Source organism: Variovorax sp. J31P207 (assembly GCF_030316965.1).
Taxonomy (GTDB): domain Bacteria; phylum Pseudomonadota; class Gammaproteobacteria; order Burkholderiales; family Burkholderiaceae_C; genus Variovorax; species Variovorax ginsengisoli_B.
Map to the genome: position 1 here is coordinate 546,194 of NZ_JASZYN010000005.1, position 22,598 is coordinate 568,791.

General features: G+C 68.0%; 19 protein-coding genes and 1 pseudogene. 15 read left to right on the plus strand and 5 right to left on the minus strand.

Annotation, left to right across the window (positions count from 1 at the left end; all coding sequences use genetic code 11):
- The first annotated feature begins 101 nt into the window (after positions 1-101).
- From QTI68_RS20425 to QTI68_RS20490, 14 genes and pseudogenes are all read left to right on the plus strand, one after another.
- Positions 102-2,225 carry a 3-hydroxyacyl-CoA dehydrogenase NAD-binding domain-containing protein gene (locus QTI68_RS20425; RefSeq protein ID WP_286523916.1) on the plus strand — a complete coding sequence of 708 codons (2,124 nt, stop codon included), beginning with the start codon at positions 102-104 and terminating at the stop codon, positions 2,223-2,225.
- A 39-nt stretch (positions 2,226-2,264) separates the two neighbouring features.
- Positions 2,265-3,455 (plus strand): acetyl-CoA C-acyltransferase, encoded by a 1,191-nt coding sequence (locus tag QTI68_RS20430; protein ID WP_286368819.1) that lies wholly within the window; start codon positions 2,265-2,267, stop codon positions 3,453-3,455.
- 9 nt (positions 3,456-3,464) lie between these two features.
- Positions 3,465-4,673, plus strand: coding sequence for an acyl-CoA dehydrogenase family protein (locus QTI68_RS20435; protein WP_286523917.1), 1,209 nt, complete (start codon positions 3,465-3,467; stop codon positions 4,671-4,673).
- Positions 4,674-4,683: 10 nt separating this feature from the next.
- The gene (locus tag QTI68_RS20440) at positions 4,684-5,820 is read left to right on the plus strand and encodes an acyl-CoA dehydrogenase family protein (RefSeq protein ID WP_286523919.1); all 1,137 of its coding nucleotides are present in this window, start codon (positions 4,684-4,686) and stop codon (positions 5,818-5,820) included.
- Positions 5,820-7,019 carry a CaiB/BaiF CoA transferase family protein gene (locus tag QTI68_RS20445; RefSeq protein WP_286523921.1) on the plus strand — a complete coding sequence of 400 codons (1,200 nt, stop codon included), beginning with the start codon at positions 5,820-5,822 and terminating at the stop codon, positions 7,017-7,019. Before QTI68_RS20440 ends, QTI68_RS20445 begins: the two co-directional genes overlap by 1 nt.
- Positions 7,020-7,038: 19 nt before the next feature.
- Positions 7,039-8,037, plus strand: coding sequence for a Bug family tripartite tricarboxylate transporter substrate binding protein (locus QTI68_RS20450; protein WP_503011717.1), 999 nt, complete (start codon positions 7,039-7,041; stop codon positions 8,035-8,037).
- A 66-nt stretch (positions 8,038-8,103) separates the two neighbouring features.
- Positions 8,104-10,023: an acyl-CoA synthetase gene (locus QTI68_RS20455; RefSeq protein ID WP_286523925.1), complete on the plus strand. Its 1,920-nt coding sequence runs from the start codon at positions 8,104-8,106 to the stop codon at positions 10,021-10,023.
- A 39-nt stretch (positions 10,024-10,062) separates the two neighbouring features.
- Positions 10,063-11,061 (plus strand): Bug family tripartite tricarboxylate transporter substrate binding protein, encoded by a 999-nt coding sequence (locus QTI68_RS20460; RefSeq protein WP_286523926.1) that lies wholly within the window; start codon positions 10,063-10,065, stop codon positions 11,059-11,061.
- Positions 11,062-11,091: 30 nt separating this feature from the next.
- On the plus strand, positions 11,092-11,841 hold the full coding sequence (locus QTI68_RS20465) for an electron transfer flavoprotein subunit beta/FixA family protein (RefSeq protein ID WP_286523927.1): 750 nt from the start codon (positions 11,092-11,094) through the stop codon (positions 11,839-11,841).
- An 11-nt stretch (positions 11,842-11,852) separates the two neighbouring features.
- On the plus strand, positions 11,853-12,788 hold the full coding sequence (locus QTI68_RS20470; RefSeq protein WP_286523928.1) for an electron transfer flavoprotein subunit alpha/FixB family protein: 936 nt from the start codon (positions 11,853-11,855) through the stop codon (positions 12,786-12,788).
- Positions 12,789-12,933: 145 nt separating this feature from the next.
- On the plus strand, positions 12,934-13,494 hold the full coding sequence (locus tag QTI68_RS20475) for a TRAP transporter small permease (protein ID WP_286523929.1): 561 nt from the start codon (positions 12,934-12,936) through the stop codon (positions 13,492-13,494).
- On the plus strand, positions 13,491-14,789 hold the full coding sequence (locus QTI68_RS20480) for a TRAP transporter large permease (RefSeq protein ID WP_286523930.1): 1,299 nt from the start codon (positions 13,491-13,493) through the stop codon (positions 14,787-14,789). Before QTI68_RS20475 ends, QTI68_RS20480 begins: the two co-directional genes overlap by 4 nt.
- Positions 14,790-14,820: 31 nt before the next feature.
- A complete protein-coding gene (locus QTI68_RS20485; RefSeq protein WP_286523931.1) occupies positions 14,821-15,855 on the plus strand; it encodes a DctP family TRAP transporter solute-binding subunit in 1,035 nt (344 codons plus the stop codon).
- 88 nt (positions 15,856-15,943) lie between these two features.
- A pseudogene (locus tag QTI68_RS20490) lies at positions 15,944-16,408 on the plus strand (nucleotidyltransferase family protein); the annotation flags it as partial.
- A 117-nt stretch (positions 16,409-16,525) separates the two neighbouring features.
- On the opposite strand, the gene QTI68_RS20495 reads toward QTI68_RS20490, so the two are convergent.
- The 5 genes from QTI68_RS20495 to QTI68_RS20515 all read right to left on the minus strand — a co-directional run bounded on the left by QTI68_RS20495 (position 16,526) and on the right by QTI68_RS20515 (position 20,878).
- Positions 16,526-17,263, minus strand: coding sequence for an amino acid ABC transporter ATP-binding protein (locus QTI68_RS20495; protein ID WP_286523973.1), 738 nt, complete (start codon positions 17,261-17,263; stop codon positions 16,526-16,528).
- Positions 17,264-17,287: 24 nt separating this feature from the next.
- On the minus strand, positions 17,288-17,953 hold the full coding sequence (locus QTI68_RS20500) for an amino acid ABC transporter permease (RefSeq protein WP_286523946.1): 666 nt from the start codon (positions 17,951-17,953) through the stop codon (positions 17,288-17,290).
- Position 17,954: 1 nt separating this feature from the next.
- Positions 17,955-18,683 (minus strand): amino acid ABC transporter permease, encoded by a 729-nt coding sequence (locus QTI68_RS20505; protein WP_286523947.1) that lies wholly within the window; start codon positions 18,681-18,683, stop codon positions 17,955-17,957.
- An 89-nt stretch (positions 18,684-18,772) separates the two neighbouring features.
- Positions 18,773-19,675 carry a transporter substrate-binding domain-containing protein gene (locus QTI68_RS20510; protein ID WP_286523948.1) on the minus strand — a complete coding sequence of 301 codons (903 nt, stop codon included), beginning with the start codon at positions 19,673-19,675 and terminating at the stop codon, positions 18,773-18,775.
- Between the two features lie 252 nt (positions 19,676-19,927).
- On the minus strand, positions 19,928-20,878 hold the full coding sequence (locus QTI68_RS20515) for a LysR substrate-binding domain-containing protein (protein WP_286523949.1): 951 nt from the start codon (positions 20,876-20,878) through the stop codon (positions 19,928-19,930).
- A 58-nt stretch (positions 20,879-20,936) separates the two neighbouring features.
- Between QTI68_RS20515 and QTI68_RS20520 the strand changes: the two genes are divergently transcribed.
- Complete coding sequence (locus QTI68_RS20520) at positions 20,937-22,379, plus strand: amidase (protein ID WP_286523951.1); 1,443 nt, start codon at positions 20,937-20,939, stop codon at positions 22,377-22,379.
- Positions 22,380-22,598: the final 219 nt, after the last annotated feature.

Here is a 22,598-nt window from a genome sequence, read left to right on the forward strand (position 1 = left end):
AGTCTGTCAATGGTCAATGCAATTGTCAAAGGCCGGAGCCGGGTCAAGAATGCGGGGTTCATCCCGGACCCATCGCCCCGTCAAGCAATCGGAGACACACCATGGCCCAGTCCCCCGCAACTTCCGCCTCCCCCGTGAGCTTCACGCGCCAAGCCGACGTGCTGGTCGTGACCATCGACAACCCGCCGGTCAACGCCCTGGGCGTCGACGTTCGGCGCGGCCTGGCCGCCGCGATCGCCGCGGCCGAGGCCGACAGCGAGGCCAAGGCCGTGCTGATCGTCGGTGCCGGACGCAATTTCATCGCCGGCGCCGACATCCGCGAGTTCGGCCAGGCCCCGCAGCCGCCGTCGCTGCCCGAGGTCTGCGCCGCGATCGAGAACTGCAGCAAGCCGGTGGTGGCCGCGATCCAGGGCGCGGCCCTGGGCGGCGGGCTCGAGATCGCGCTGTCCGCCCACTATCGCCTGGCCGTGCCCTCGGCCAAGCTGGGCCTGCCGGAAGTCGCGCTGGGCCTGCTGCCGGGCTCGGGCGGCACGCAGCGCGCACCGCGCCTGATCGGCGCCAAGGCCGCGCTCGATCTGATCTTGAGCGGCCGCCACGCCGGCGCCAAGGAAGCCCTCGCGCTGGGCCTGGTCGACCGCCTCGGCGAAGGCAGCGAGGCCCTGCCCGAAGGCCTGGCCTATGCGCGTGAACTGATCGCCGCCAAGGCGCCGGTGCGCCGCACGCGCGACGCCCAGGCGCTGGCCGATGCCGAAGCCAGCCGCGCCGCGCTCGAAGCCGCGCGCGCCGACACCGCGAAGAAGAGCCGCGGCCTGTTCTCGCCGATGAAGATCATCGAAGCCGTCGAAGCCGCGCTCACCAAGCCCTTCGACGAAGGCATGGCGCTCGAGCGCAAGCTGTTCCTGCAGTGCATCGACAGCCCGCAGCGGGCCGGCCTGATCCACGCCTTCTTCGCCGAGCGCGAAGTGCTCAAGGCGCCCGAGACCAAGGCCGCCAAACCGCGCGCCCTCGCATCGGCCGGCATCATCGGCGGCGGCACCATGGGCGCCGGCATCGCGGTGGCGATGCTCGACGCCGGCATGCCGGTGACGATGATCGAGCGCGACGATGTGCAGCTCGCGCGCGGCCGCGCCAATGTCGAGAAGGTCTACGACGGCCTGGTCAAGAAGGGCCGCATGACGCCCGAGGCCAAGGACGCCGTGATGGCGCGCTTCTCGGGCTCGACCTCCTACGATGCGCTGGCCCAGGCCGACATCGTGGTCGAGGCGGTGTTCGAGGACATGGCAGTCAAGAAGGCGGTGTTCGCCGAACTCGACCGCGTCTGCAAGCCCGGTGCGGTGCTGGCCACCAACACCTCCTACCTCGACATCGACGAGATCGCGGCCAGCATCTCGCGCCCCGGCGACGTCGTCGGCCTGCACTTCTTCTCGCCGGCCAACATCATGAAGCTGCTCGAGATCGTGGTGCCGGCCAAGGTCAGTGCCGACGTGGTCGCGACCGGCTTCGAGCTGGCGAAGAAACTCAAGAAGGTGCCGGTGCGTGCCGGCGTCTGCGACGGCTTCATCGGCAACCGCATCCTGGCCGTGTACCGCCAGGCGGCCGACCACATGATGGAAGACGGTGCCTCGCCCTACGAGATCGACGCGGCGGTGCGCAACTTCGGCTACCCGATGGGCCCGTTCCAGGTCTCGGACCTGGCCGGCGGCGACATCGGCTGGGCCACGCGCAAGCGCAAGGCCGCCACGCGCGACCCCCAGGCGCGCTACGTGCAGGTGGCCGACCGCATCTGCGAACGCGGCTGGTTCGGCCAGAAGACCCAGCGCGGCTACTACCTCTACCCCGAAGGCGCGCGCACCGGCCAGCCCGACCCCGAAGTGCTCGCCATCATCGATGCCGAGCGCCAGCGCGCCGGCATCACGCCGCGCAGCTTCAGCGAGGACGAGATCATGCGCCGCTACATGGCGGCCATGATCAACGAGGGCGCCAATGTCGTGCACCAGCGCATCGCGCTGCGGCCGCTCGACGTCGATGTGACCTTCCTGTACGGCTATGGCTTCCCGCGCTTCCGCGGCGGCCCGATGAAGTACGCCGACATGGTGGGCCTGCCGAAAGTGCTGGCCGACATCCGGGAATTCGCCAAGCAGGACCCGGTGTTCTGGAAGCCCTCGCCGCTGCTGGTCGAGCTGGTGGAGCGCGGCGCCGATTTCGCCAGCCTCAACAAAGACTGAGACCCTGCGGGACAGACCCACAAAACCAAGGAGATCACCATGCGCGAAGCCGTCATCGTTTCCACCGCCCGCACCCCGCTCACCAAGGCGCACCGCGGCGAATTCAACATCACCTCCGGCGCCACGCTCGCCGCCTTCGCGGTCAAGGCCGCGGTCGAGCGCTCGGGCCTGGACCCGGCACTGATCGAGGACGCGATCCTCGGCTGCGGCTACCCCGAAGGCACGACCGGCCGCAACATCGCGCGCCAGAGCATCATCCGCGCCGGCCTGCCGATCTCGATCGCCGGCACCACGGTGAACCGCTTCTGCGCCTCGGGCCTGCAGGCGATCGCGATGGCCGCCGGCCGCATCGTGGTCGACGGCGCACCGGCGATGATCGCCGGCGGCGTCGAGAGCATCTCGCAGATCCGCACCCGCAGCGCCACCGATGCCGGCGACAGCGGCATCGACCCCTGGATCCAGGAGCACAAGCCGGCGCTCTACATGGCGATGATCGAGACCGCCGACATCGTGGCCCAGCGCTACAACATCGGCCGCGAGGCGCAGGACCGCTTCTCGGCCGAGAGCCAGCGCAAGACCGAAGAGGCGCAGCTCGCCGGCCGCTACAAGGAAGAGATCGTGGCCTGCACCACCACGATGGCCGTGACCGACAAGGAGACCAAGGCGGTCACGCATCGCGAAGTGACCGCCACCGAGGACAACTGCAACCGCCGGGGCACCACCTACGAAGCGCTTGCCAAGCTGAAGCCCGTGATGGGCGATGACAAGTTCGTCACCGCGGGCAATGCCTCGCAGCTGTCGGACGGCGCCTCGGCCTGCGTGCTGATGGAAGCAAAGGACGCCGAGCGCGCCAACCTCAAGCCGCTGGGCGCCTTCCGCGGCCTCGCGGTGGCCGGCTGCGAGCCCGACGAAATGGGCATCGGCCCGGTGTTCGCGGTGCCCAAGCTGCTCGCTCGCCATGGCCTCAAGGTCGACGACATCGACCTGTGGGAGCTCAATGAAGCATTCGCTTCGCAATCGATCTACTGCCAGGAGAAGCTCGGTATTCCGTCGGAGCGGCTCAATGTCGACGGCGGCGCGATCTCGATCGGCCACCCCTTCGGCATGACCGGCGCACGGCTCGCGGGCCACGTGCTGATCGAGGGCAAGCGGCGCGGCGCGAAGTACGCGGTGGTGACGATGTGCATTGCCGGCGGCATGGGCGCTGCAGGCTTGTTTGAAATCTACTGAGATCCTGTCATGGACCTGAATTTCACCCCCGAAGAAGAAGCCTTCCGCAGCGAAGTGCGCGCCTTCCTCGCCGACAAGCTGCCGGCCCGCCTCTCCGACAAGGTCGCCGCCGGCAAGCATCTGTCCAAGGCCGACATGCAGGAATGGCATGCCATCCTCAACGCCCGCGGCTGGCTCGCCAACCACTGGCCCGAACAGTACGGCGGCCCGGGCTGGAGCGCGGTCGAGAAGTTCATCTTCGAGAACGAATGCGCCCTCGCCCATGCGCCGCGCATCGTGCCCTTCGGCGTCAACATGCTCGGCCCGGTGCTGATCAAGTACGGCAACGAGGCGCAGAAGCGCCATTGGCTGCCGCGCATCCTCGACGGCAGCGACTGGTGGTGCCAGGGCTACTCCGAACCCGGCGCGGGCTCCGACCTGGCCTCGGTCAAGACCCAGGCGGTGCGCGGCATCGACGCCCAGGGCGACCACTACATCGTCAACGGCCAGAAGACCTGGACCACGCTCGGCCAGCACGCCGACATGATCTTCTGCCTGGTGCGCACCAACCGCGAAGCCAAGAAGCAGGAAGGCATCAGCTTCCTGCTGATCGACATGAAGTCCCCTGGCGTCGAGGTGCGGCCGATCATCACGCTCGACGGCGAGCACGAGGTCAACGAGGTGTTCTTCTCCGACGTGCGGGTGCCGGCCGAGAACCTGGTCGGCGAGGAAGACAAGGGCTGGACCTGCGCCAAGTACCTGCTGACCTACGAGCGCACCAACATCGCGGGCGTCGGCTTCTCGGTGGCCGCGCTGGCGCAACTCAAGGCGATCGCCGCGAGGCAGACGAAGAACGGCCGCCCGCTGGCCGAAGATCCCGCCTTCGCCGCCCGCATGGCCAAGGTCGAGATCGACCTCGAAAACATGAAGACCACCAACCTGCGCGTGATCGCGGCGGTGGCCGGCGGCGGCGTGCCGGGCGCCGAGAGCTCGATGCTGAAGATCCGCGGCACCGAGATCCGGCAGGAGATCTCGTCGCTGGCGCGGCGCGCGATGGGCGCCCAGGCGCGGCCCTTCGTGGCCGAAGCGCTCGAGGACGGCTTCGACGGCCATCCGTTCGGCCCCGAGTATTCCGCCGCCGCGGCGGCGCGCTATTTCAACAACCGCAAGCTGTCGATCTTCGGCGGCTCCAACGAAATCCAGAAGAACATCATCTCCAAGATGATCCTGGGGCTCTGAAGGCAACGCCATGAATTTCGAACACAGCGAAGACCGGCGCATGCTCGCCGACAGCCTGAACCGCTTCATCGCGGAACAGTACGCCTTCGAGACCCGCGACCGCATCGCCAAGTCGCCCGAAGGCTTCAGCGCCGATATCTGGCGCCAGTTCGCCGAACTCGGCGTGATCGGCGCGCTGTTCGGCGAGGCCGACGGCGGTTATGGCGGCGGCGGCTTCGACATCGCCGTGGTCTTCGAGGCGCTGGGCCGCGGCCTGGTGGTCGAGCCGCTGCTGGGCGCCGTGATGGCCGGCGAGGCGATCTCCGCCGCGGGCAACGCGGCGCAGAAGGGCCTGCTGGCCGAGATCATCGGCGGCACCACGATCGCGGCGCTGGCCCACGACGAAGACGGCAGCCACTACGAACTCGCACGCGTACAGACCCGGGCCGCGCGCAGCGGCGACGGCTGGGTGCTCGATGGCGCCAAGGTGGTGGTGCAGCAGGGCGGGCAGGCGAACCTGTTCGTGGTGTCGGCGCGCACCGCGGGTGCGGTCGACGATGAAGCCGGCATCTCGCTGTTCCTGGTGCCGGCGAAGACGGCCGGCCTGACGCTGTGCGACTGCCCCGCGATCGACGGCGGCCGCGTGGCCGAACTTCGCTTCGACAAGCTCGCGCTCGGCGCCGATGCCCTGCTCGGCACCGAAGGCGAGGGCCACGCCACGCTGGAGCGCGCCGTCGCCCGCGGCGTGCTCGCCCTTTGCGCCGAATCGCTCGGCGCCATGGAAGCAGCCAAGGCGGCCACGCTCGACTACCTGCGCACCCGCAAGCAGTTCGGCCTGCTGATCGGCAGCTTCCAGGCACTGCAGCACCGCATGGCCGACCTGCTGCTCGAGATCGAGCAGGCCCGCTCGGCCGTCATCAACGCCGCGGCTGCGATCGATGCCGATCGCCTGACGCGCGAGCGCGCCGTGTCGGCGGCCAAGTTCAGCATCGGCCGCATCGGCGCGCTGGTGGCCGAAGAAAGCATCCAGCTGCACGGCGGCATCGGCATGACTTGGGAGCTGCCTCTGGCCCACTACGCCAAGCGGCTGGTCATGATCGACCACCAGCTCGGCGATGAGGACCACCACCTGCAGCGCTACATCGCGCTCGGCAGGGAGCTGCACTGATGAACGGCGCCCTGCCGCTCGCGGGCGTCCGCGTCCTCGACCTCTCGCGCATCCTGGCCGGCCCCTGGTGCGGCATGGTGCTGGCCGACTTCGGCGCCGAGGTGATCAAGGTGGAGCATCCGGTGCGCGGCGACGACACCCGCGACTGGGGCCTGCGCGTGGGCAAGACCGAGACCGCCTACTTCAACAGCGTCAACCGCAACAAGCGCTCGGTCGCCCTCGACCTGCAGACCGCCGAAGGCCAGGAGATCGTGCGCGAGCTGGTCAAGAAGAGCGACGTGCTGATCCAGAACTTCAAGTTCGGCGGCATCGACAAGCTCGGCCTGGGCTACGAGGCGCTGCGCGAGATCAATCCCGCGCTGGTCTATTGCTCGATCTCCGGCTACGACCGCACTGGTCCCGAGGCCGCGCGGCCCGGCTACGACCTGGTGGTGCAGGGCGAGGCCGGTCTGATGGCGATCAATGGCGAAGCCGACCAGCCGCCGCTCAAGTTCGGCGTTGCCGCGGTCGACCTGTTCACCGGCATGTACTCGGCGCAAGCCATTCTCGCGGCCCTGTTCGAACGCCAGAAGACCGGCCGTGGCCGCCACATCGAGATGGCGCTGTTCGACTGCGGCCTGATGATCACCGCCTACTACGGCCTCGAGGCGCTGCTGATGGGCGAAGACCCGCCGCGCTTCGGCAATGCACATCCGTCGATCGTCCCCTACGGCGTGTTCGACGCCGAAGACGGCCCGCTGGTGATCACGGTCGGCAACAACAGCCAGTTCGCGCGCTTCTGCACCGACGTGATCGAGCGGCCCGACCTCGCGGCCGACGAGCGCTTCAAGACCAACATCCTGCGTTCGGCCAACCGCGCGGCGCTGATGCCCGAGATCAACCGCGAGCTCGGCCGCCGCAAGCGCGGCGCGCTGCTCGCGCAGCTGGCGCGCTCGGGCATCCCGTGCGGCGAAGTGCTCGGGCTGCTCGAGGCGCTGCAATCGAAGCGCGCCACCGATGCCGGCCTGGTGACCACGCAGCCGCACCCGGTGGCCGGCACGGTCAACGTGCTGGCCCCGCCTTACCGCTTCGACGGCGAGCGGCTGCCGGTGCGCAACGCGCCGCCGCAGCTCGGCGAAGGCACGCACGAGGTGCTGCAGTCGCTGCTTGGCCTGTCCGACGAGAAGCTCTCCCAACTGAAATCCAACGGCGTCCTCTGACGCCACTGAACCGTACCCGATGTCCTTTCGCCTTCCCGCTTCCGTTCGCAATCCGGCGCGCCGCGCCATGCTCGCCCTCGCACTGCCGCTCCTCGCAGGCGGCGCCTTCGCCCAGGCTTTTCCGACCAAGCCGATCACGATCATCGTGCCCTTCCCGGCCGGCGGCCCGACCGACGTCGCGACCCGCATCATCGGCCAGAAGATGGCGCAGGGCCTCCAGCAGCCGGTGCTGATCGACAACCGGGGCGGCGCCTCGGGCACCATCGGCGCGGCCATCGCGGCCAAGGCGGCACCCGACGGCTACACGCTCGTGATGCTGGCCACGCCGACCCTTCTGGCCGGCCATCTCTACGGCCCGACCAGCTACGACATCTTCAAGAACTTCACGCCGGTCGGCACCACCTACGACCTGCCGATCGTGATGGTCGTGAACCCCAAGGCGCTGCCCGAGGTCACCGGCCTGCAGCAGCTGATCGCCAAGGCCCGTGCCGACGGCGGCAAGTTCAACTACACCACCGCCGGCGCCGGCAGCTTCGGCCACCTGACGACCGAGAGCCTGAAGAACGTCGGCCACTTCGACATGCAGCACGTGCCCTACCGCGGCAGCGCGCCGGCCGTGACCGACCTGATCGGCGGCCAGGTGCCGATGATGTTCTCGGACCTGATCGCGGTGCTGCCTCACATCCGCTCGGGCACCCTGCGCGCGATCGCGGTCGGCTCGTCCAAGCGCCTGAGCCTGCTGCCCGACGTGAAGACGGTCGCCGAACAGGGCTTCCCCGGTTTCGATGCCACCTCGTGGGGCGGCATGCTGGCGCCGGCCGGCACGCCCAAGGACGTGGTCGCGCGCCTGAACACGGAACTCAAGAAGGCGCTGGCCGACAAGGAAGTGCAAGCCAAGCTCGAAGGCGTGGGCACCTTCGCGGCCTTCCAGACGCCCGAGCAGATGACGGCCCGCATGCGCCAGGACTACGAGCGCTGGGGCAAGGTGACCCGCGACAACAACATCAAGAACCAATAGCCGGCGGTTTGCGCCGCGGCCCGCCCGGCGCATGATCGGGCAACGACATTTGCAGGAGACAGGACCATGAGCGCAGCGCCCTTTCGCGCATCGTTTCCGATTCGCAGCCTCGACGACATCCGAAAGCTCGAGGCCGCGCCGCTGGCCGAAGCGCTCACGGTGCGCAGCACCTACGAGATCTTCCGCAATTCCGGCGCCGCCTTCGGCGACAAGACCGCGCTGACCTTCCTGCGCACCGGCGACCCGGCCGATGCGCCGATCCGCTGGTCCTATGCGCAGCTGCTGGCCGGCATCCACCAGACCGCGAACCTGCTGCACCGGCTCGGCGTCGGCCCCGACGACGCGGTGGCGGTGCTGCTGCCGGGCTGCCTCGACTACCACCTCGCGCTGTGGGGCGGCGAGGCGGCCGGCATCGTGCAGCCGCTCAATCCCCTGCTGACCGACGAGAAGCTGGTGGCGCTGATGACCGCGGGCCGGGCCAAGGTGCTGATCGCCTACGGCTCGGACGCCGAGTCCGGCATGTGGTCGAAGGCGATGCGCCTGCGCGGCCAGGTGCCCACGCTGACCACGTTGCTGCGGGTGGCGCCGCACGACGAGGCCCCCGGCAGTGCCGGCGACCTGCCCGATGGCGTGGCCGATTTCGGCGCCTTGCGCGCCGCCGAGCCCGACGACCGGCTGGCCAGCGGCCGCGACATCGCGCCGGGCGACATCGCCGCCTACTTCCATACCGGCGGCACGACCGGTGCGCCCAAGCTCGCGCGCCACAGCCATGGCGCGCAGGTGTTCACGGCCTGGGCCAGCGTCAACATGACCGGCCAGGGCCCGAACGACGCGTCGATCAATGGCTACCCGCTGTTCCACGTCGCCGGCGTGTTGCCGGCATCCCTGGCTTCGCTGTCGGCGGGCGTCGAAGTCATCATCCCGACCACCGCGCTGCTGCGCAACAAGCAGGTGCTGGCCAACTACTGGCGGCTGGTCGAGAAGTACCGGCCGACCTCGCTGTCGGCCGTGCCGACCGTGCTGGCGGCGCTGGCGAACGTGCCGCTGGACGGCGCCGACATCTCGTCGATCAACTACTGCCGCACCGGTGCCGCGGTGCTGGCGCCCGAGCTCGCGGCCCGCTTCGAGCGGCTGTTCGGCCTGCACGTGCACGAGAGCCTCGGCATGACCGAGATGGCGGGCATCTCGACCATCACGCCGCCCGGCGTCGTCGGGCCGGCCGGCTGCGTCGGCTTCCGGCTGCCGTATTCGCAGCTGCGCGTCGTGGCGCTGGACGCCGACGGCAACGCCAGCGACCGCGACCTGCCGGCGGGCGAGCAGGGCATGGTGCTGTTCAAGTCGCCGAACCTGTTCTCGGGCTTCGTCGACCCGGCCGACAACGCCAAGGCCTTCACTGCCGACGGCTGGCTGGCCACCGGCGACCTCGGCTGGCTCGACGGCGATGGCCGGCTGAACCTCAGTGGCCGCTCCAAGGACCTGATCATCCGCAGCGGCCACAACATCGATCCGAAGGTGATCGAGGACGCGCTCGGCGCCCACCCCGCGGTGCAGCTGTGCGCCGCGGTCGGCGCGCCCGATGCCTACGCCGGCGAGCTGCCGGTGGTGTTCGCGACCCTGATCCCCGGCGCTTCGGCCAGCGAGGCCGAACTGCTCGAGTTCGCCGCCGCGCGGGTCGACGAGGCGCCGGCCAAGCCGCGTTCGGTGATCGTGATCGAGAGCATGCCGATGACCAACGTCGGCAAGATCTACAAGCCCGAGCTGCGCGCGATGGCCGCGCGCCGGGTGGCCGAGGCGATGGTCGGCGAGGCCTGCACCGAACTGGGCCTGGACGCCGCGGCGCGGCCGCTGGTCGAGGCCGATGGCGACAACGCGCTCAAGGTGCGGATCGACGGCGCGGCTGCGGGCGCGCAGGCCGAGCCGTTGCGCCAGCAGCTGCAGCAGGCCCTGGGCCGGCTGCCGTTCAAGACGCAGGTCATCCTGCAATAGCGACCGATCCCTGACAAGTACATGAACCCGGAGACACCCATGACCCACCCCACCACGAGCCGCCGAGCCTGGCTCTGTGCTGCTGCCTCGGCCGCCGCGCTGTGCGGCCTCTCGCCGGCCCAGGCGCAGCCAGCCTGGCCCAGCAAGCCGATCAAGATGGTCGTGCCCTTCGCCGCCGGCGGCGCCACCGACGTGCTGGCAAGGGTGATCGGCGAGAAGCTGGCGGCCGGCCTGGGCCAGCCCGTGATCATCGACAACAAGCCCGGCGCCGCCGGCATCATCGGCACCGACGCGGTCGCCAAGGCGGCGCCGGACGGCTACACCATCGTGCTGTCGCTGAGCAATTCGCTGCTGACCAACCAGTTCCTGTACGAGAAGCTGCCCTACGACACGCAGCGCGACCTGACGCTGGTCTACCAGATCGCGATGGCGCCGCTGGTGCTGGTGGTGCATCCGAGCGTGCCGGTCAAGACCGGCCCCGAGCTGCTGCAATACGCCAGCGCCAACAAGGGCAAGCTGGCCTATGGCTCGTACGGCGTGGGCGCCTATCCACACCTGGCCGGCGCCCACATGAGCCTGACGCAGAAGGCCGACATGAACCATGTCGCCTACAAGGGCGAGGCGCCGATGCTGCAGGACCTGATCGGCGGCCAGATCCAGATGGCCTACGCCAGCGCGCTGGTGGCCAAGCCGCACATCGAGGCCGGCAAGCTCAAGGCCATCGGCGTCACCGGCGAACGCCGGATGAGCACCCTGCCCAACGTGCCGACGCTGGCCGAGCAGGGCCTGAAGGACGAGGCCTATCGGGTCACCGGCTGGCTGGCGATCGCGGCGCCGGCCAACACGCCGAAGCCGATCGTGCAGCGGCTGGCCGACGAGGTGCGCAAGGCGACGCAGCAGCCCGACGTGCAGGCCAAGGTCGCGGCGATGGGCTTCGAGATCAAGGACAGCTCGCCCGAGGCCTTCGCGGCCGCGTACCAGAAGGAGCGCCCGATCTGGGAGCGCCTGATCAAGCAGTCGGGCGCCAAGCTCGAGTGAACTCACATCCAGACTGAAGGAGTGCCAACCATGAAGATTCTTGTTCCCGTCAAGCGGGTCGTCGACTACAACGTCAAGGTACGCGTGAAGAGCGACGGCACCGGTGTCGATATTGCCAACGTGAAGATGAGCATGAACCCCTTCGACGAGATCGCCGTCGAAGAGGCGGTGCGCCTGAAGGAAAAGGGCGCGGCCACCGAGATCATCGCGGTCTCGTGCGGCGACGCGAAGTGCCAGGAGACCCTGCGCACCGCGATGGCCATCGGCGCCGACCGCGGCATCCTGGTCGAGACCACCGAAGAACTGCAGCCGCTGGCGGTGGCCAAGCTGCTCAAGGCGCTGGTCGACAAGGAGCAGCCCGGCCTGATCATCCTGGGCAAGCAGGCGATCGACGACGACAACAACCAGACCGGCCAGATGCTGGCGGCCTTGGCCGATCTGCCGCAAGCCACCTTCGCCTCGAAGGTTGAAGTCGCCGGCGACAAGGTGAGCGTCACCCGCGAAGTCGATGGCGGCCTCGAAACCCTGTCTCTCTCGCTCCCGGCCGTCATCACCAGCGACCTGCGCCTGAACGAGCCGCGCTATGTGACCCTGCCCAACATCATGAAGGCGAAGAAGAAGCAACTGGACACGTTCAAGCCGGAAGACCTTGGCGTGGACGTGAAGCCGCGCCTGAAGACCCTGAAGGTCAGCGAGCCGCCGAAGCGGGGTGCCGGCATCAAGGTGCCCGACGTGGCGACCCTCGTCGACAAGCTGAAGAACGAAGCCAAGGTGATCTGAGGAACAACGACATGACCGTACTTGTTATTGCCGAACACGACCACGCCACGCTCAAGCCGGCGACCCTCAACACCGTCACCGCCGGCCTCGCCTGCGCCAGCGGCGACGTCCACGTGCTGGTGGCCGGCGCCAACGCCGCCGAAGCCGGCAAGGCCGCCTCTCAGGTCGCAGGCGTAGCCAAGGTGATCGTCGCCGACAGCCCGTCCCTGGCCGAGAACCTGGCCGAGAACGTCGCCGCCCAGGTCCTCTCGATCGCAAAGAACTACAGCCACATCCTGTTCCCCTCGACCGCCAACGGCAAGAACGTGGCGCCGCGCGTGGCAGCCCTGCTGGATGTCGCCCAGATCAGCGACATCACCAAGGTCGACAGCCCCGACACCTTCGAGCGTCCGATCTACGCGGGCAATGCGATTGCGATCGTGCAGAGCAGCGATGCGATCAAGGTCGTCACGGTGCGCACCACGGGCTTCGATGCGGCAGCCGCCACGGGCGGCAGCGCAGCGATCGAAACCGTCGACGGCGTCGCCGACAGCGGCAAATCGAGCTTCGTCGGCCGCGAGGTCACCAAGAGCGAACGCCCCGAACTGACCGCCGCCAAGATCATCGTCTCGGGTGGCCGTGCCCTGGGCAGCGCCGAGAAGTTCCAGGAAGTGATGGCGCCCCTGGCCGACAAGCTCAACGCGGGTCTCGGCGCCAGCCGCGCAGCGGTCGATGCGGGCTACGCCCCGAACGACTGGCAGGTCGGCCAGACCGGCAAGATCGTCGCCCCGCAGCTGTACATCGCCTGCGGCATCTCGGGCGCGATCCAGCATCTGGCGGGCATGAAGGACTCCAAGGTGATCGTGGCGATCAACAAGGACGAAGAAGCCCCGATCTTCTCGGTGGCCGACTACGGCCTGGTGGCCGACCTGTTCACGGCCGTGCCGGAACTGGTCAAGGCGCTCTGAGCCGGGGCGGCAGCTAAGGAAACCCCCGATATCGAAATGGTCATGGATCGTTACGATCCCTGGCTGCTTCCCTGTCGAGGTGTACGGACCGCGTCCCGGCGTCCGCCCGGTGACACGACGTGGCCTCACCTTCCTGCTTCCCCCGATGACCTCTCCCACCGAGTCCGGCCCCGTGCTGGACGCCGCCAGCCCCCTCCCCCCTGAAATCGAAGCCGCCGACGAGCCGACCCGCGTTCCGCTCGCGATCGAGGACTGGGCCACCGTTCTCATCATGGGCCTGCTGGCCTGCATCACCTTCGCCAACGTGCTGGTGCGCTACTTCACCGACTCGTCCTTCGCCTGGACCGAGGAGTTCTCGGTCTTCCTGATGATCCTGCTGGCGCTGGTGGCGGGCTCCGCGGCGGTGGCGCGCGACCGCCACATCCGCATCGAGTACTTCGCCGAGAGCGGCAGCATGGCGAGGCGCAAGCGCCTGGCGCAGTTCGGTGCGATCACGGTCGCGCTGCTGTTCCTGCTGATCGGCGCGCTCAGCGTGCGCGTGGTGTGGGACGACTACCGCTTCGAAGAGACCTCGCCCGGCATCGGCGTGCCGCAATGGTGGTACTCGATCTGGCTGCCGATCGTCTCCTTTGCCATCGCGCTGCGGGCACTGGGCCTGTTCATCCGCCGCGGCCGCAAGACCAACTACGGGGATTCGCAGCGATGATCCCCACGCTGCTCTTCGTCGCCTTCGTGGCGATGATGCTGGTCGGCGTGCCGATCGGCGCCGCGCTCGGCCTCGCCGGTGCCGCCTGCATCGCGCTGGCCAACGGCGATGCGCAATGGTTCGGCCTCCTGGCCGTGCCGCAGAACTTCTACGCCGGCCTCGGCAAGTACCCCCTGCTCGCGATCCCGATGTTCGTGCTGGTCGGGTCGATCTTCGACCGCTCCGGCGTGGCGCTGCGCCTGGTCAACTTCGCGATCGCGATCGTCGGCCGCGGCCCCGGCATGCTGCCGCTGGTGGCGATCGTGGTGGCGATGTTCCTCGGCGGCATCTCGGGCTCCGGTCCGGCCAATGCCGCCGCGGTCGGCGCCGTGATGATCACCGCCATGTCGCGCGCCGGCTATCCGGCCGCCTACTCGGCCAGCGTGGTCGGCGCCGCCGCCGCCACCGACATCCTGATCCCGCCCTCGGTCGCCTTCATCGTCTACTCGGTGCTGGTCCCCGGTGCTTCCGTGCCGGCGCTTTTTGCCGCCGGCATGATCCCCGGCATCCTGGCCGGCGTGGCGCTGATCGTCCCGGCCGTGTGGCTGGCCCGCAAGAACAAGATGGGCGCACTCGAATCCAGCCTGCCGCGCCCGCCCTTCTGGAGGAGCTTCCGCGAGGCCACCTGGGGCCTGGCGGCGCCGGTGCTGATCCTGGGCGGCATGCGCGCCGGCCTCTTCACGCCGACCGAGGCGGCGGTGGTGGCGGTGTTCTACGGGCTCTTCGTCGGCATGGCGATCCACCGCACGATCAAGGTCCGCGACCTGTTCGTGATCCTGCGCGAATCGGGCGAGCTGTCGGCCGTGATCCTGCTGGTGGTGTCGCTGGCGGGCATCTTCGCCTACTCGTTGTCGACCCTCGGCGTGATCGATCCGGTCACCCGCGCCATCGTCAATTCGGGGCTCGGCGAGTACGGCGTGCTGTCGCTGCTGATCCTGCTGCTGATCACGGTCGGCATGTTCCTCGACGGCGTCTCGATCTTCCTGATCTTCGTGCCGCTGCTGTGGCCGATCGTTCAGTACTACAAGTGGGACCCGGTGTGGTTCGGCGTCATCCTCACGCTCAAGGTCGCGCTGGGCCAGTTCACGCCGCCGCTGGCCGTCAACCTGATGGTCTCCTGCCGCATCGCCAACGTGCGCATGGAAGAGACCGTGCGCTGGGTCGGCTGGATGCTGTTCGCGATGTTCCTCGTGATGGTGGCCGTGATCATCTGGCCCGAACTGGCACTCTGGCTGCCGCGCAAGCTCGGCTACTGACTTTCCGATTCATTCCCAAAGGAGACTGTCCATGAAATTCCGTCGTTCCCTGCTCGGCCTGCTGGCCGTCGCTGCCACGCTGGGCGGCTTCTCGGTGGCCGCGACCGCCCAGGCCTACAAGGCCGAGTACAAGATGTCGCTGGTGCTGGGTCCGCCGACGCCATGGGGCGAAGCCGGCCGCATCTGGGCCGACCTGGTCAAGGAGCGCACCCAGGGCCGCATCAACATCAAGCTGTACCCGGGCGTGTCGCTGATCCAGGGCGACCAGACGCGCGAGTTCAGCGCGCTGCGCCAGGGCGTGATCGACATGGCGGTCGGCTCGACCATCAACTGGTCGCCGCAGGTCAAGCAGCTCAACCTGTTCTCGATGCCGTTCCTGATGCCCGACTACGCGGCGGTGGACGCGCTGACGCAGGGCCCGGTCGGCAAGGAGATCTTCGCCACGCTCGACAAGGCCGGCGTGGTGCCGCTGGCCTGGGGCGAGAACGGCTTTCGCGAAGTGACCAACTCGAAGAAGCCGATCAAGACGCCCGAAGACCTGAAGGGCATGAAGGTCCGTGTCGTCGGCTCGCCGATCTATTCCGACATGTTCAGCGCCCTGGGCGCCAACCCGACCCAGATGAGCTGGGCCGACGCCCAGCCCGCGCTCGCCAGCGGCGCGGTCGACGGGCAGGAAAACCCGCTGTTCCTGTTCACGGTGCTGAAGATGCACACCGTGGGCCAGAAGTTCGTGACCACCTGGGGCTATGTGTGCGATCCGCTGGTGTTCGTGGTCAACAAGGAAGTCTGGGCTTCGTGGACGCCGGCCGACCAGGCCATCGTGCGCCAGGCCGCGCTCGACGCCGGCAAGCAGGAGATCGCCATTGCCCGCAAGGGCCTGGTCGAGCCCGGCAAGCCGGTGCTCAAGGACATCGCCGGCATGGGCGTGACCGTGACCCAGCTGACGCCCGACGAGCGCGAGGCCTTCGTCAAGGCCACCCGGCCGGTGTACGACAAGTGGAAGAACACCGTCGGCACCGATCTGGTGGCCAAGGCGGAGAAGGCGGTGGCGGCGCGGGTGAAGTAGGCTGGCTTCCCGGCGATGGACGAAGCCCCGCGGTGCGGGGCTTTTTTCATCCTTTTCGCCTGCCTGGCACGCCTATGCTCTTCAAGCCATGCAAGACCGATTCCTCGCCGACGTCCTCCGCAACCGCCACAACGGCGCAATTCTCGAGCGCTGGCCCGCATTGGCCCTCCCGGACGGATGGCTGGTCGCCGGCTGCCTGTTCCAGACGGTGTGGAACCTGCAGGCGGGCCGTGCGCCGGAGACGGCCATCAAGGACTACGACCTGTTCTACTTCGACGCAGCGGACACCACGGCGGCGGGCGAGCAGGGCGTGCAGGCGCGGGTCGACGCGCTGCTGGGAGACCTCGGCGTCACCGTCGAAGCGTCGAACCAGGCGCGCGTCCACCTTTGGTACGAATCGCATTTCGGTCAGCCCTACGCCCCGCTGCACAGTGCGAAGGATGGCATCGACCGCTTCCTGGTGCCGGCCACCTGCGTCGGCGTCCGGCCCGCCGAGCTCTACGCCCCGAACGGGCTGAAGCTGCTCTACGACGGGATGCTGACGATGAACCCGCTGACGCCGCACCGCGAACTGTTCGAGCGCAAGGCCGCGTCGTACCGCGCACGCTGGCCCCTGGCTTCGGATCGGGCCGCTCGAGGCCGATCCGCCCGCGCCTGGGGCGTGATCACCCTAGTGCTGCAGGATCTTGTTCAGGAAGTCCTTGGTCCGCGGCTGACGATTCTCGGGGTGCGTGAAGAACTCCTCCTTCGAGCAATCTTCCAGGATGCGGCCGCCGACGTCGATGAAGATCACGCGGCTCGCCACCTTGCGCGCGAAGCCCATCTCGTGCGTGACCACCATCATGGTCATGCCTTCCTTGGCCAGCGCCACCATCACGTCGAGCACCTCGCCGACCATCTCGGGGTCGAGTGCGGAAGTGGGCTCATCGAACAGCATCACGATCGGGTCCATGCTGAGCGCCCGGGCGATCGCCACGCGCTGCTGCTGGCCGCCCGACAACTGGCCCGGGAACTTGTCCTTGTGCGCCATCAGGCCCACGCGGTCGAGCATCTTGAGGCCGCGCGTCTTGGCTTCGTCGGCGCTGCGGCCCAGCACCTTGATCTGGGCGATCGTGAGGTTCTCGGTCACCGACAAGTGCGGGAACAGCTCGAAGTGCTGGAACACCATGCCGACCTTGGAGCGCAGCTTTGGCAGGTTGGTCTTGGGGTCGTGCAGCGGAATGCCGTTGACCGTGATCTCGCCCTTCTGGAAGGGCTCGAGCGCGTTGACGGTCTTGATCAGCGTGGACTTGCCCGAGCCCGAGGGGCCGCAGACCACCACCACGTCACCCTTGGAGATGTTCACGGAGCAGTCGTTGAGCACCTGCACCGGGCCATACCACTTGGAAACGTTCTTGATTTCAATCATTTTGTCGGACATCTTTTTGCTCCTTCAGCGGATGATGGCGATCTTCTTGTGCAGCCGCTTCACGAGCCACGAGAGCGAATAGCACAGGACGAAATAGACGACGGCGGCCAGCAGGTAGGCCTCTTCGGGCCGGCCGAAGTTCTTGCCCGCGGTGTCGAAGCCCTTGAACAGGTCGTAGGCGCCGATGGCATAGACCAGCGAGGTGTCCTGGAACAGGATGATGGTCTGGGTCAGCAGCACCGGCAGCATGTTGCGGAAGGCCTGCGGCAGGATCACCAGCTTCATGTTCTGGCCGTAGGTCATGCCCATCGCCTGCCCCGCGAACACCTGCCCGCGCGGAATCGACTGGATGCCGGCGCGCATGATCTCGCTGAAGTAGGCGGCCTCGAAGGCGATGAAGGTGATGACGGCCGAGTACTCGGGCCCGATCGGCCGGCCGATGATGTTGGGCACCAGCAGGAAGAACCACAGGATCACCATCACCAGCGGGATGCTGCGCATGCCGTTGACGTAGATCGCCGCCGGCATGTCGAGCCACTTCTTGCCCGACAGCCGCATCAGGGCCAGCAAGGTGCCGAAGAAGATGCCGCCGAGCGTGGCGACCACCGTCAGGAACACGCTGAAGTAGAGGCCCTTGAGCAGGAAGCTGCTGACGACGGCCCAGTTGAAGAACGTGAGGTCGAGATTCATGTCAGTGTCCTCCGCCGCCGGTTCCGGCCACGACGAAGCCCGGCACCCGGACCCTCTTCTCGACCCAGGCCATGATGCGGTTGATGACCATCGCCGAGATCACGTAGAGCACGGTCACGGCCATGTACATCTCGGTCACGCGCGAGGTCTCCTCGCCGGCCTGCATCGCGAACTGGATCATTTCGGGAATCGACACCGCGAACGCGACCGACGAATTCTTGAAGATATTCATCGACTCGCTGGTGAGCGGCGGGATGATGATGCGGTAGGCCATCGGCAGGATGACGTAGCGGTAGTACTGCGGCGTCGTGAAGCCTACCGCCATGCCGGCGTAGCGCTGGCCCTTGGGCAGGGCCTGGATGCCGGAGCGCAGCTGCTCGGCGATCCGGGCCGAGGTGAAGAAGCCGAGCGCGAAGACCACCAGGATGAAGGGCGGCAGGCCGGACATGACCGGGAAAATCTTCGGCACCACGTGGTACCAGAGGAAGATCTGGACCAGCAGCGGAACGTTGCGGAACAGCTCGACCCAGGCATTGCCGAAGCGCACCAGCCAGGGGCTGTCGGGCAGCGTGCGGATCACGCCGACCAGCGAGCCGAGCACCAGCGCCACGACCAGCGAGCACAAGGACACCGACACCGTCCAGCCCCAGGCCGACACCAGCCACTGCCAATAGGTCGGTATCTTGCCGCCCGGGTCTTCCAGGAAGACCTGCCAATCCCATTTTCCCATTTGAACTCCTCGATGATTGTTGGAGGGCTCTCACAAAACAAACGCCCGCCGGAAAAGGCGGGCGTTCGTTCACGCATCAGCCCGCGTGCTTACTTCTTGACGTAGTCTTCCATCGGCTTGTTGTTGGGGTTGGCCCAAGCAGCCTTGGTGGCTTCCGACAGCGGCAGGCCGACCTTGGTGTTGGTCGGCGGGATCGGCTGCATGAACCACTTGTCGTACAGCTTGGCCAGCGAGCCATCGGCGATCTGGCGCTTGATGCTGTCGTCGACCGCCTTCAGGAAGGCCGGGTCGTCCTTGCGCAGCATGCAGGCGATCGGCTCGACCGACAGTGCGTCGCCGACGATCTTGAAGTCGGCCGGGGCCTTCGACTTGGCGATGTTGCCGGCCAGGATCTGGCCGTCCATCACGAACGCATCGGCGCGGCCCGACTCGAGCAGCAGGAAGCTGTCGGCGTGATCCTTGCCCATGACTTCCTTGAAGTCGATGCCCTGGGCGCGCTCGTTCTTGCGCAGGGTCTGCACCGAGGTCGTGCCGGTGGTCGTGACCACGTTCTTGCCGTTGAGGTCCTTGATCGAGTTGATGCCCGAATTGGCCTTGACCGCGATGCGCACTTCCTCGACGTAGGTCGTGATGGCGAAGGCGACGTCCTTCTGGCGCGTGGCGTTGTTGGTGGTCGAGCCGCATTCGAGGTCGACGGTGCCGTTCTGCACCAGCGGCACGCGGTTCTGCGAGGTCACCAGCTGACGCTTGATGTCGAGCTTGGGCAGGCCGAGCTGCTTCTGGATGTCGGCCAGGATGCGTTCCGACATCTCGGTGTGGAAGCCGACGTACTTGCCGTCGCCGATGGTGTAGGCCAGCGCGCCGGACGAGTCGCGCACGCCCATCGTCACGGCACCCGTGGACTTGATCTTGGCCAGCGTGTCGTTGGCCTGGGCGAAGGCTCCTCCTGCGGCGAGCACCATCACGGCCAACGCCAATACCTGCTTCTTCATACTTGACTCCTGAGACTGAGAGAAAGACTCGAAATTCTAGACGCCCGCATTCTGCGCCATACCCGGACCAACCCGGTGCGAAATGCACCCCGCGAGGGCGCCCCGATTCGCGAACAGCTACTTCAAAGCAGCCTTTGTGCCCGAAAAAACGTGAGGCGGACTTTAGTCACAGTTATCGCGGGTGCCCAATGCCGAATGCGGTGGTCGGCATGTCGGCGCGTCATAGTTTGTGCGGTGCACAAAACGACGGCGTCAGCCTGAACCCTGGGCCTGCACCAGGTACGCCCACAGCGCATCGGCGGCCCCCTTGCCGACGCGCCCGGCGCTCTTCGAGGCCGTGGTGCCGGGACGCTCGCGATAGGCCCGGATTTCCATCGTGGCGTCGAGGCGATCGATCTCGGGCGGCAGGGCGCTGACCAAGGTGCGGGCGCGGACCTCCTTGCGCACCGCGCTCTCCGGCAGGAAGGCGATGCCGTGGCCTTCGAGCGCCATCACCTTGAGGCCCTCGGCCATGTCGGTCTCGTAGACCCGATCGAGATGGATCGCGGTGCCGGACGCCTTGAGCAGCTGATCGACGACCCGCCCGAGGTAGGCGCCCGGGGCGTAGCCGAGGTAGGGCAAGGGCTGGCCGGGGCGCCCGGGCAGGCGGTAGCGCGGCGCCCCGTCGGCATCGGGCTTGACCCACGGCGCGACCACCTCCTCGCCCAGGCTCACCATCTCGTAGCGGTTGGCATCGAGCGGCAGCGGCTGGGAGGGATGGTGGTAGGCGATCAGCACGTCGCAGCTGCCTTCGACCAGGCGCAGCACCGCGTCGTGGACGTTCAGCGCGATCAGCCGGCTCTTCATCGGCCCGAACTGCTCGCGCAGGCTGGTGATCCAGGCCGGGAAGAAGGTGAAGGCGAGCGTGTGCGGGATCGCGAACTCGATCACGTCCTGCGCCACCGCCGAGTGCCCGCGCAGCATGGCGCGCGTGCTCTGGAGCGCCTGCAGCATCTCGATCGCCTGGCCGTAGAGGGTCTGGCCGGCCGGCGTCAGGCGGGTGGGGTAGGAGCTGCGGTCGACCAGGTCGGTGCCGGCCCAGCCCTCCAGGGCCTGGATGCGGCGAGAGAAGGCCGGCTGCGTCACGTGGCGCAGCTGGGCCGAACGGCTGAAGCTGCGGGTCTCGGCCAGGCTGACGAAGTCTTCGAGCCACTTGGTTTCCATCCGGCGATTATGCGAGGCTGCGACATACTGGTGCACCGCCACCGATCCCGCGACCGCCATGAACGCTGCCGACCTCCTTGCCCTCGATGCCACCCGCCTGTCGCAGCTGATCGCCCGGCGCGAGCTGTCCTGCCGCGAGCTGATGGGCGCCACGCTGGCGCGCATCGAGGCCCTCAACCCGCGCTTCAACGCCATCGTCTCGCTGCGCGACCCGCAGCAGCTGCTCGCCGAGGCCAGCGAGCGGGACGCGCAGCTCGCGCGCGGCGAGCGGCTCGGCTGGATGCACGGCTTTCCATTGGCGGTCAAGGACCTGAGCCATGCGGCCGGTCTCCCGACCTCGATGGGATCGCCGATCGCGCCGCGGACGCCGGCACGCAGCGACAGCCTTCATGTGGCCCGCATGCGCAGCGCCGGCGCGATCGTCATCGGCAAGACCAACACGCCCGAGTTCGGGCTCGGCTCGCACACCTACAACACGGTCTTCGGCACCACGCTCAATGCCTACGATCCGGCGCTGAGCGCCGGCGGCAGCAGCGGCGGGGCGGCGGTGGCACTGGCCCTCGGCATGCTGCCGGTGGCCGACGGCAGCGACATGGGCGGCTCGCTGCGCAACCCCGCCGCCTTCAACAACGTGATCGGTTTCAGGCCCTCGCGCGGCCGGGTGCCGGGTGCGCCCGAAGACGACCTGTTCCTGCAGCAGCTCGGCACCGAGGGACCGATGGCGCGCACCGTCGAGGATGCGGCGCGCCTGCTGGCGGTGCAGGCGGGCTTCGATCCCCGGCTGCCGCTGTCGCTGGAAGGCACCCTGCCCTCGCCCGATGTGCTCCGGCTCGATGGCGAGACCCGGGGCCTGCGCATCGGCTGGCTCGGCAGCATCTGGCCCGAGCTGCCGCTGGCGGCGGGCGTGCGCGAGCTCTGCGAAAGCGCACTGCAGACCTTCCGCGACCTTGGCTGCGAAGTCGAGCCGCACCAGCTCGAGGTGCCGCGCGAGCAGAACTGGACCGCCTGGCTGCGGCTGCGCCAGTTGCTGGTCGGCGGCAAGCTGGGCGCCGCGCATGCCGACCCGGCGCTGCGCGGCAAGCTCAAGCCCGAGGCGCGCTGGGAAATCGAGCAGAGCCAGCTGCTCGACGCCGCGGCGCTGTACCAGGCATCGGTCTACCGTTCCAACGTCTACCGAGCGTTCCTGCGGGCCTTCGAGCGTTTCGACTTCGTGGTGGCGCCGACGGCGCAGGTCTTCCCCTTCGACGCGACGCTGGCCTGGCCGAAGTCGGTCGGCGGCGTGGAGAGCGACACCTACCACCGCTGGATGGAAATCGTCACGCCCTTCACGCTGGCCGGCCTGCCAACGCTCAATGTGCGCGCGGGCTTCAATGGCGAGGGACTGCCGATGGGGCTGCAGATCGCGGGGCCGGTGCATGCGGACATGGCGGTGCTGCGGCTGGGGCATGCGTATGACCTGGCTTGCGGGTGGGGGAGCTTGCGACCTTCCGCGATTGCTTGAGGCTTCCTGGTCTTGATGGGGGCGCCCGGCAAGCGGTGCGGGCTTGGGGGTGTTCAAAGCGCAATGACGTCTCCAACGCCGATGCCACCCCGACGTGTCAGCGGTGGCGGGCGGTATGCCCTGGGCCGGCCGTTGAGGCACCGCCGAGCAGCGCAGCGGTGCGCGGAAAAAGGGCCGCGCGTGTTTGAGCGAAGCGAGTTTGCGCGGACCCCGCGTACC

Bases quoted from the DNA above. Each gene is read 5' to 3' on its own strand.
- QTI68_RS20425 (WP_286523916.1), top strand. From the start codon at position 102: ATGGCCCAGTCCCCCGCAACTTCCGCCTCCCCCGTGAGCTTCACGCGC.
- QTI68_RS20430 (WP_286368819.1), top strand. From the start codon at position 2,265: ATGCGCGAAGCCGTCATCGTTTCCACCGCCCGCACCCCGCTCACCAAG.
- QTI68_RS20435 (WP_286523917.1), top strand. From the start codon at position 3,465: ATGGACCTGAATTTCACCCCCGAAGAAGAAGCCTTCCGCAGCGAAGTG.
- QTI68_RS20440 (WP_286523919.1), top strand. From the start codon at position 4,684: ATGAATTTCGAACACAGCGAAGACCGGCGCATGCTCGCCGACAGCCTG.
- QTI68_RS20445 (WP_286523921.1), top strand. From the start codon at position 5,820: ATGAACGGCGCCCTGCCGCTCGCGGGCGTCCGCGTCCTCGACCTCTCG.
- QTI68_RS20450 (WP_503011717.1), top strand. From the start codon at position 7,039: ATGTCCTTTCGCCTTCCCGCTTCCGTTCGCAATCCGGCGCGCCGCGCC.
- QTI68_RS20455 (WP_286523925.1), top strand. From the start codon at position 8,104: ATGAGCGCAGCGCCCTTTCGCGCATCGTTTCCGATTCGCAGCCTCGAC.
- QTI68_RS20460 (WP_286523926.1), top strand. From the start codon at position 10,063: ATGACCCACCCCACCACGAGCCGCCGAGCCTGGCTCTGTGCTGCTGCC.
- QTI68_RS20465 (WP_286523927.1), top strand. From the start codon at position 11,092: ATGAAGATTCTTGTTCCCGTCAAGCGGGTCGTCGACTACAACGTCAAG.
- QTI68_RS20470 (WP_286523928.1), top strand. From the start codon at position 11,853: ATGACCGTACTTGTTATTGCCGAACACGACCACGCCACGCTCAAGCCG.
- QTI68_RS20475 (WP_286523929.1), top strand. From the start codon at position 12,934: ATGACCTCTCCCACCGAGTCCGGCCCCGTGCTGGACGCCGCCAGCCCC.
- QTI68_RS20480 (WP_286523930.1), top strand. From the start codon at position 13,491: ATGATCCCCACGCTGCTCTTCGTCGCCTTCGTGGCGATGATGCTGGTC.
- QTI68_RS20485 (WP_286523931.1), top strand. From the start codon at position 14,821: ATGAAATTCCGTCGTTCCCTGCTCGGCCTGCTGGCCGTCGCTGCCACG.
- QTI68_RS20495 (WP_286523973.1), bottom strand. From the start codon at position 17,263: ATGATTGAAATCAAGAACGTTTCCAAGTGGTATGGCCCGGTGCAGGTG.
- QTI68_RS20500 (WP_286523946.1), bottom strand. From the start codon at position 17,953: ATGAATCTCGACCTCACGTTCTTCAACTGGGCCGTCGTCAGCAGCTTC.
- QTI68_RS20505 (WP_286523947.1), bottom strand. From the start codon at position 18,683: ATGGGAAAATGGGATTGGCAGGTCTTCCTGGAAGACCCGGGCGGCAAG.
- QTI68_RS20510 (WP_286523948.1), bottom strand. From the start codon at position 19,675: ATGAAGAAGCAGGTATTGGCGTTGGCCGTGATGGTGCTCGCCGCAGGA.
- QTI68_RS20515 (WP_286523949.1), bottom strand. From the start codon at position 20,878: ATGGAAACCAAGTGGCTCGAAGACTTCGTCAGCCTGGCCGAGACCCGC.
- QTI68_RS20520 (WP_286523951.1), top strand. From the start codon at position 20,937: ATGAACGCTGCCGACCTCCTTGCCCTCGATGCCACCCGCCTGTCGCAG.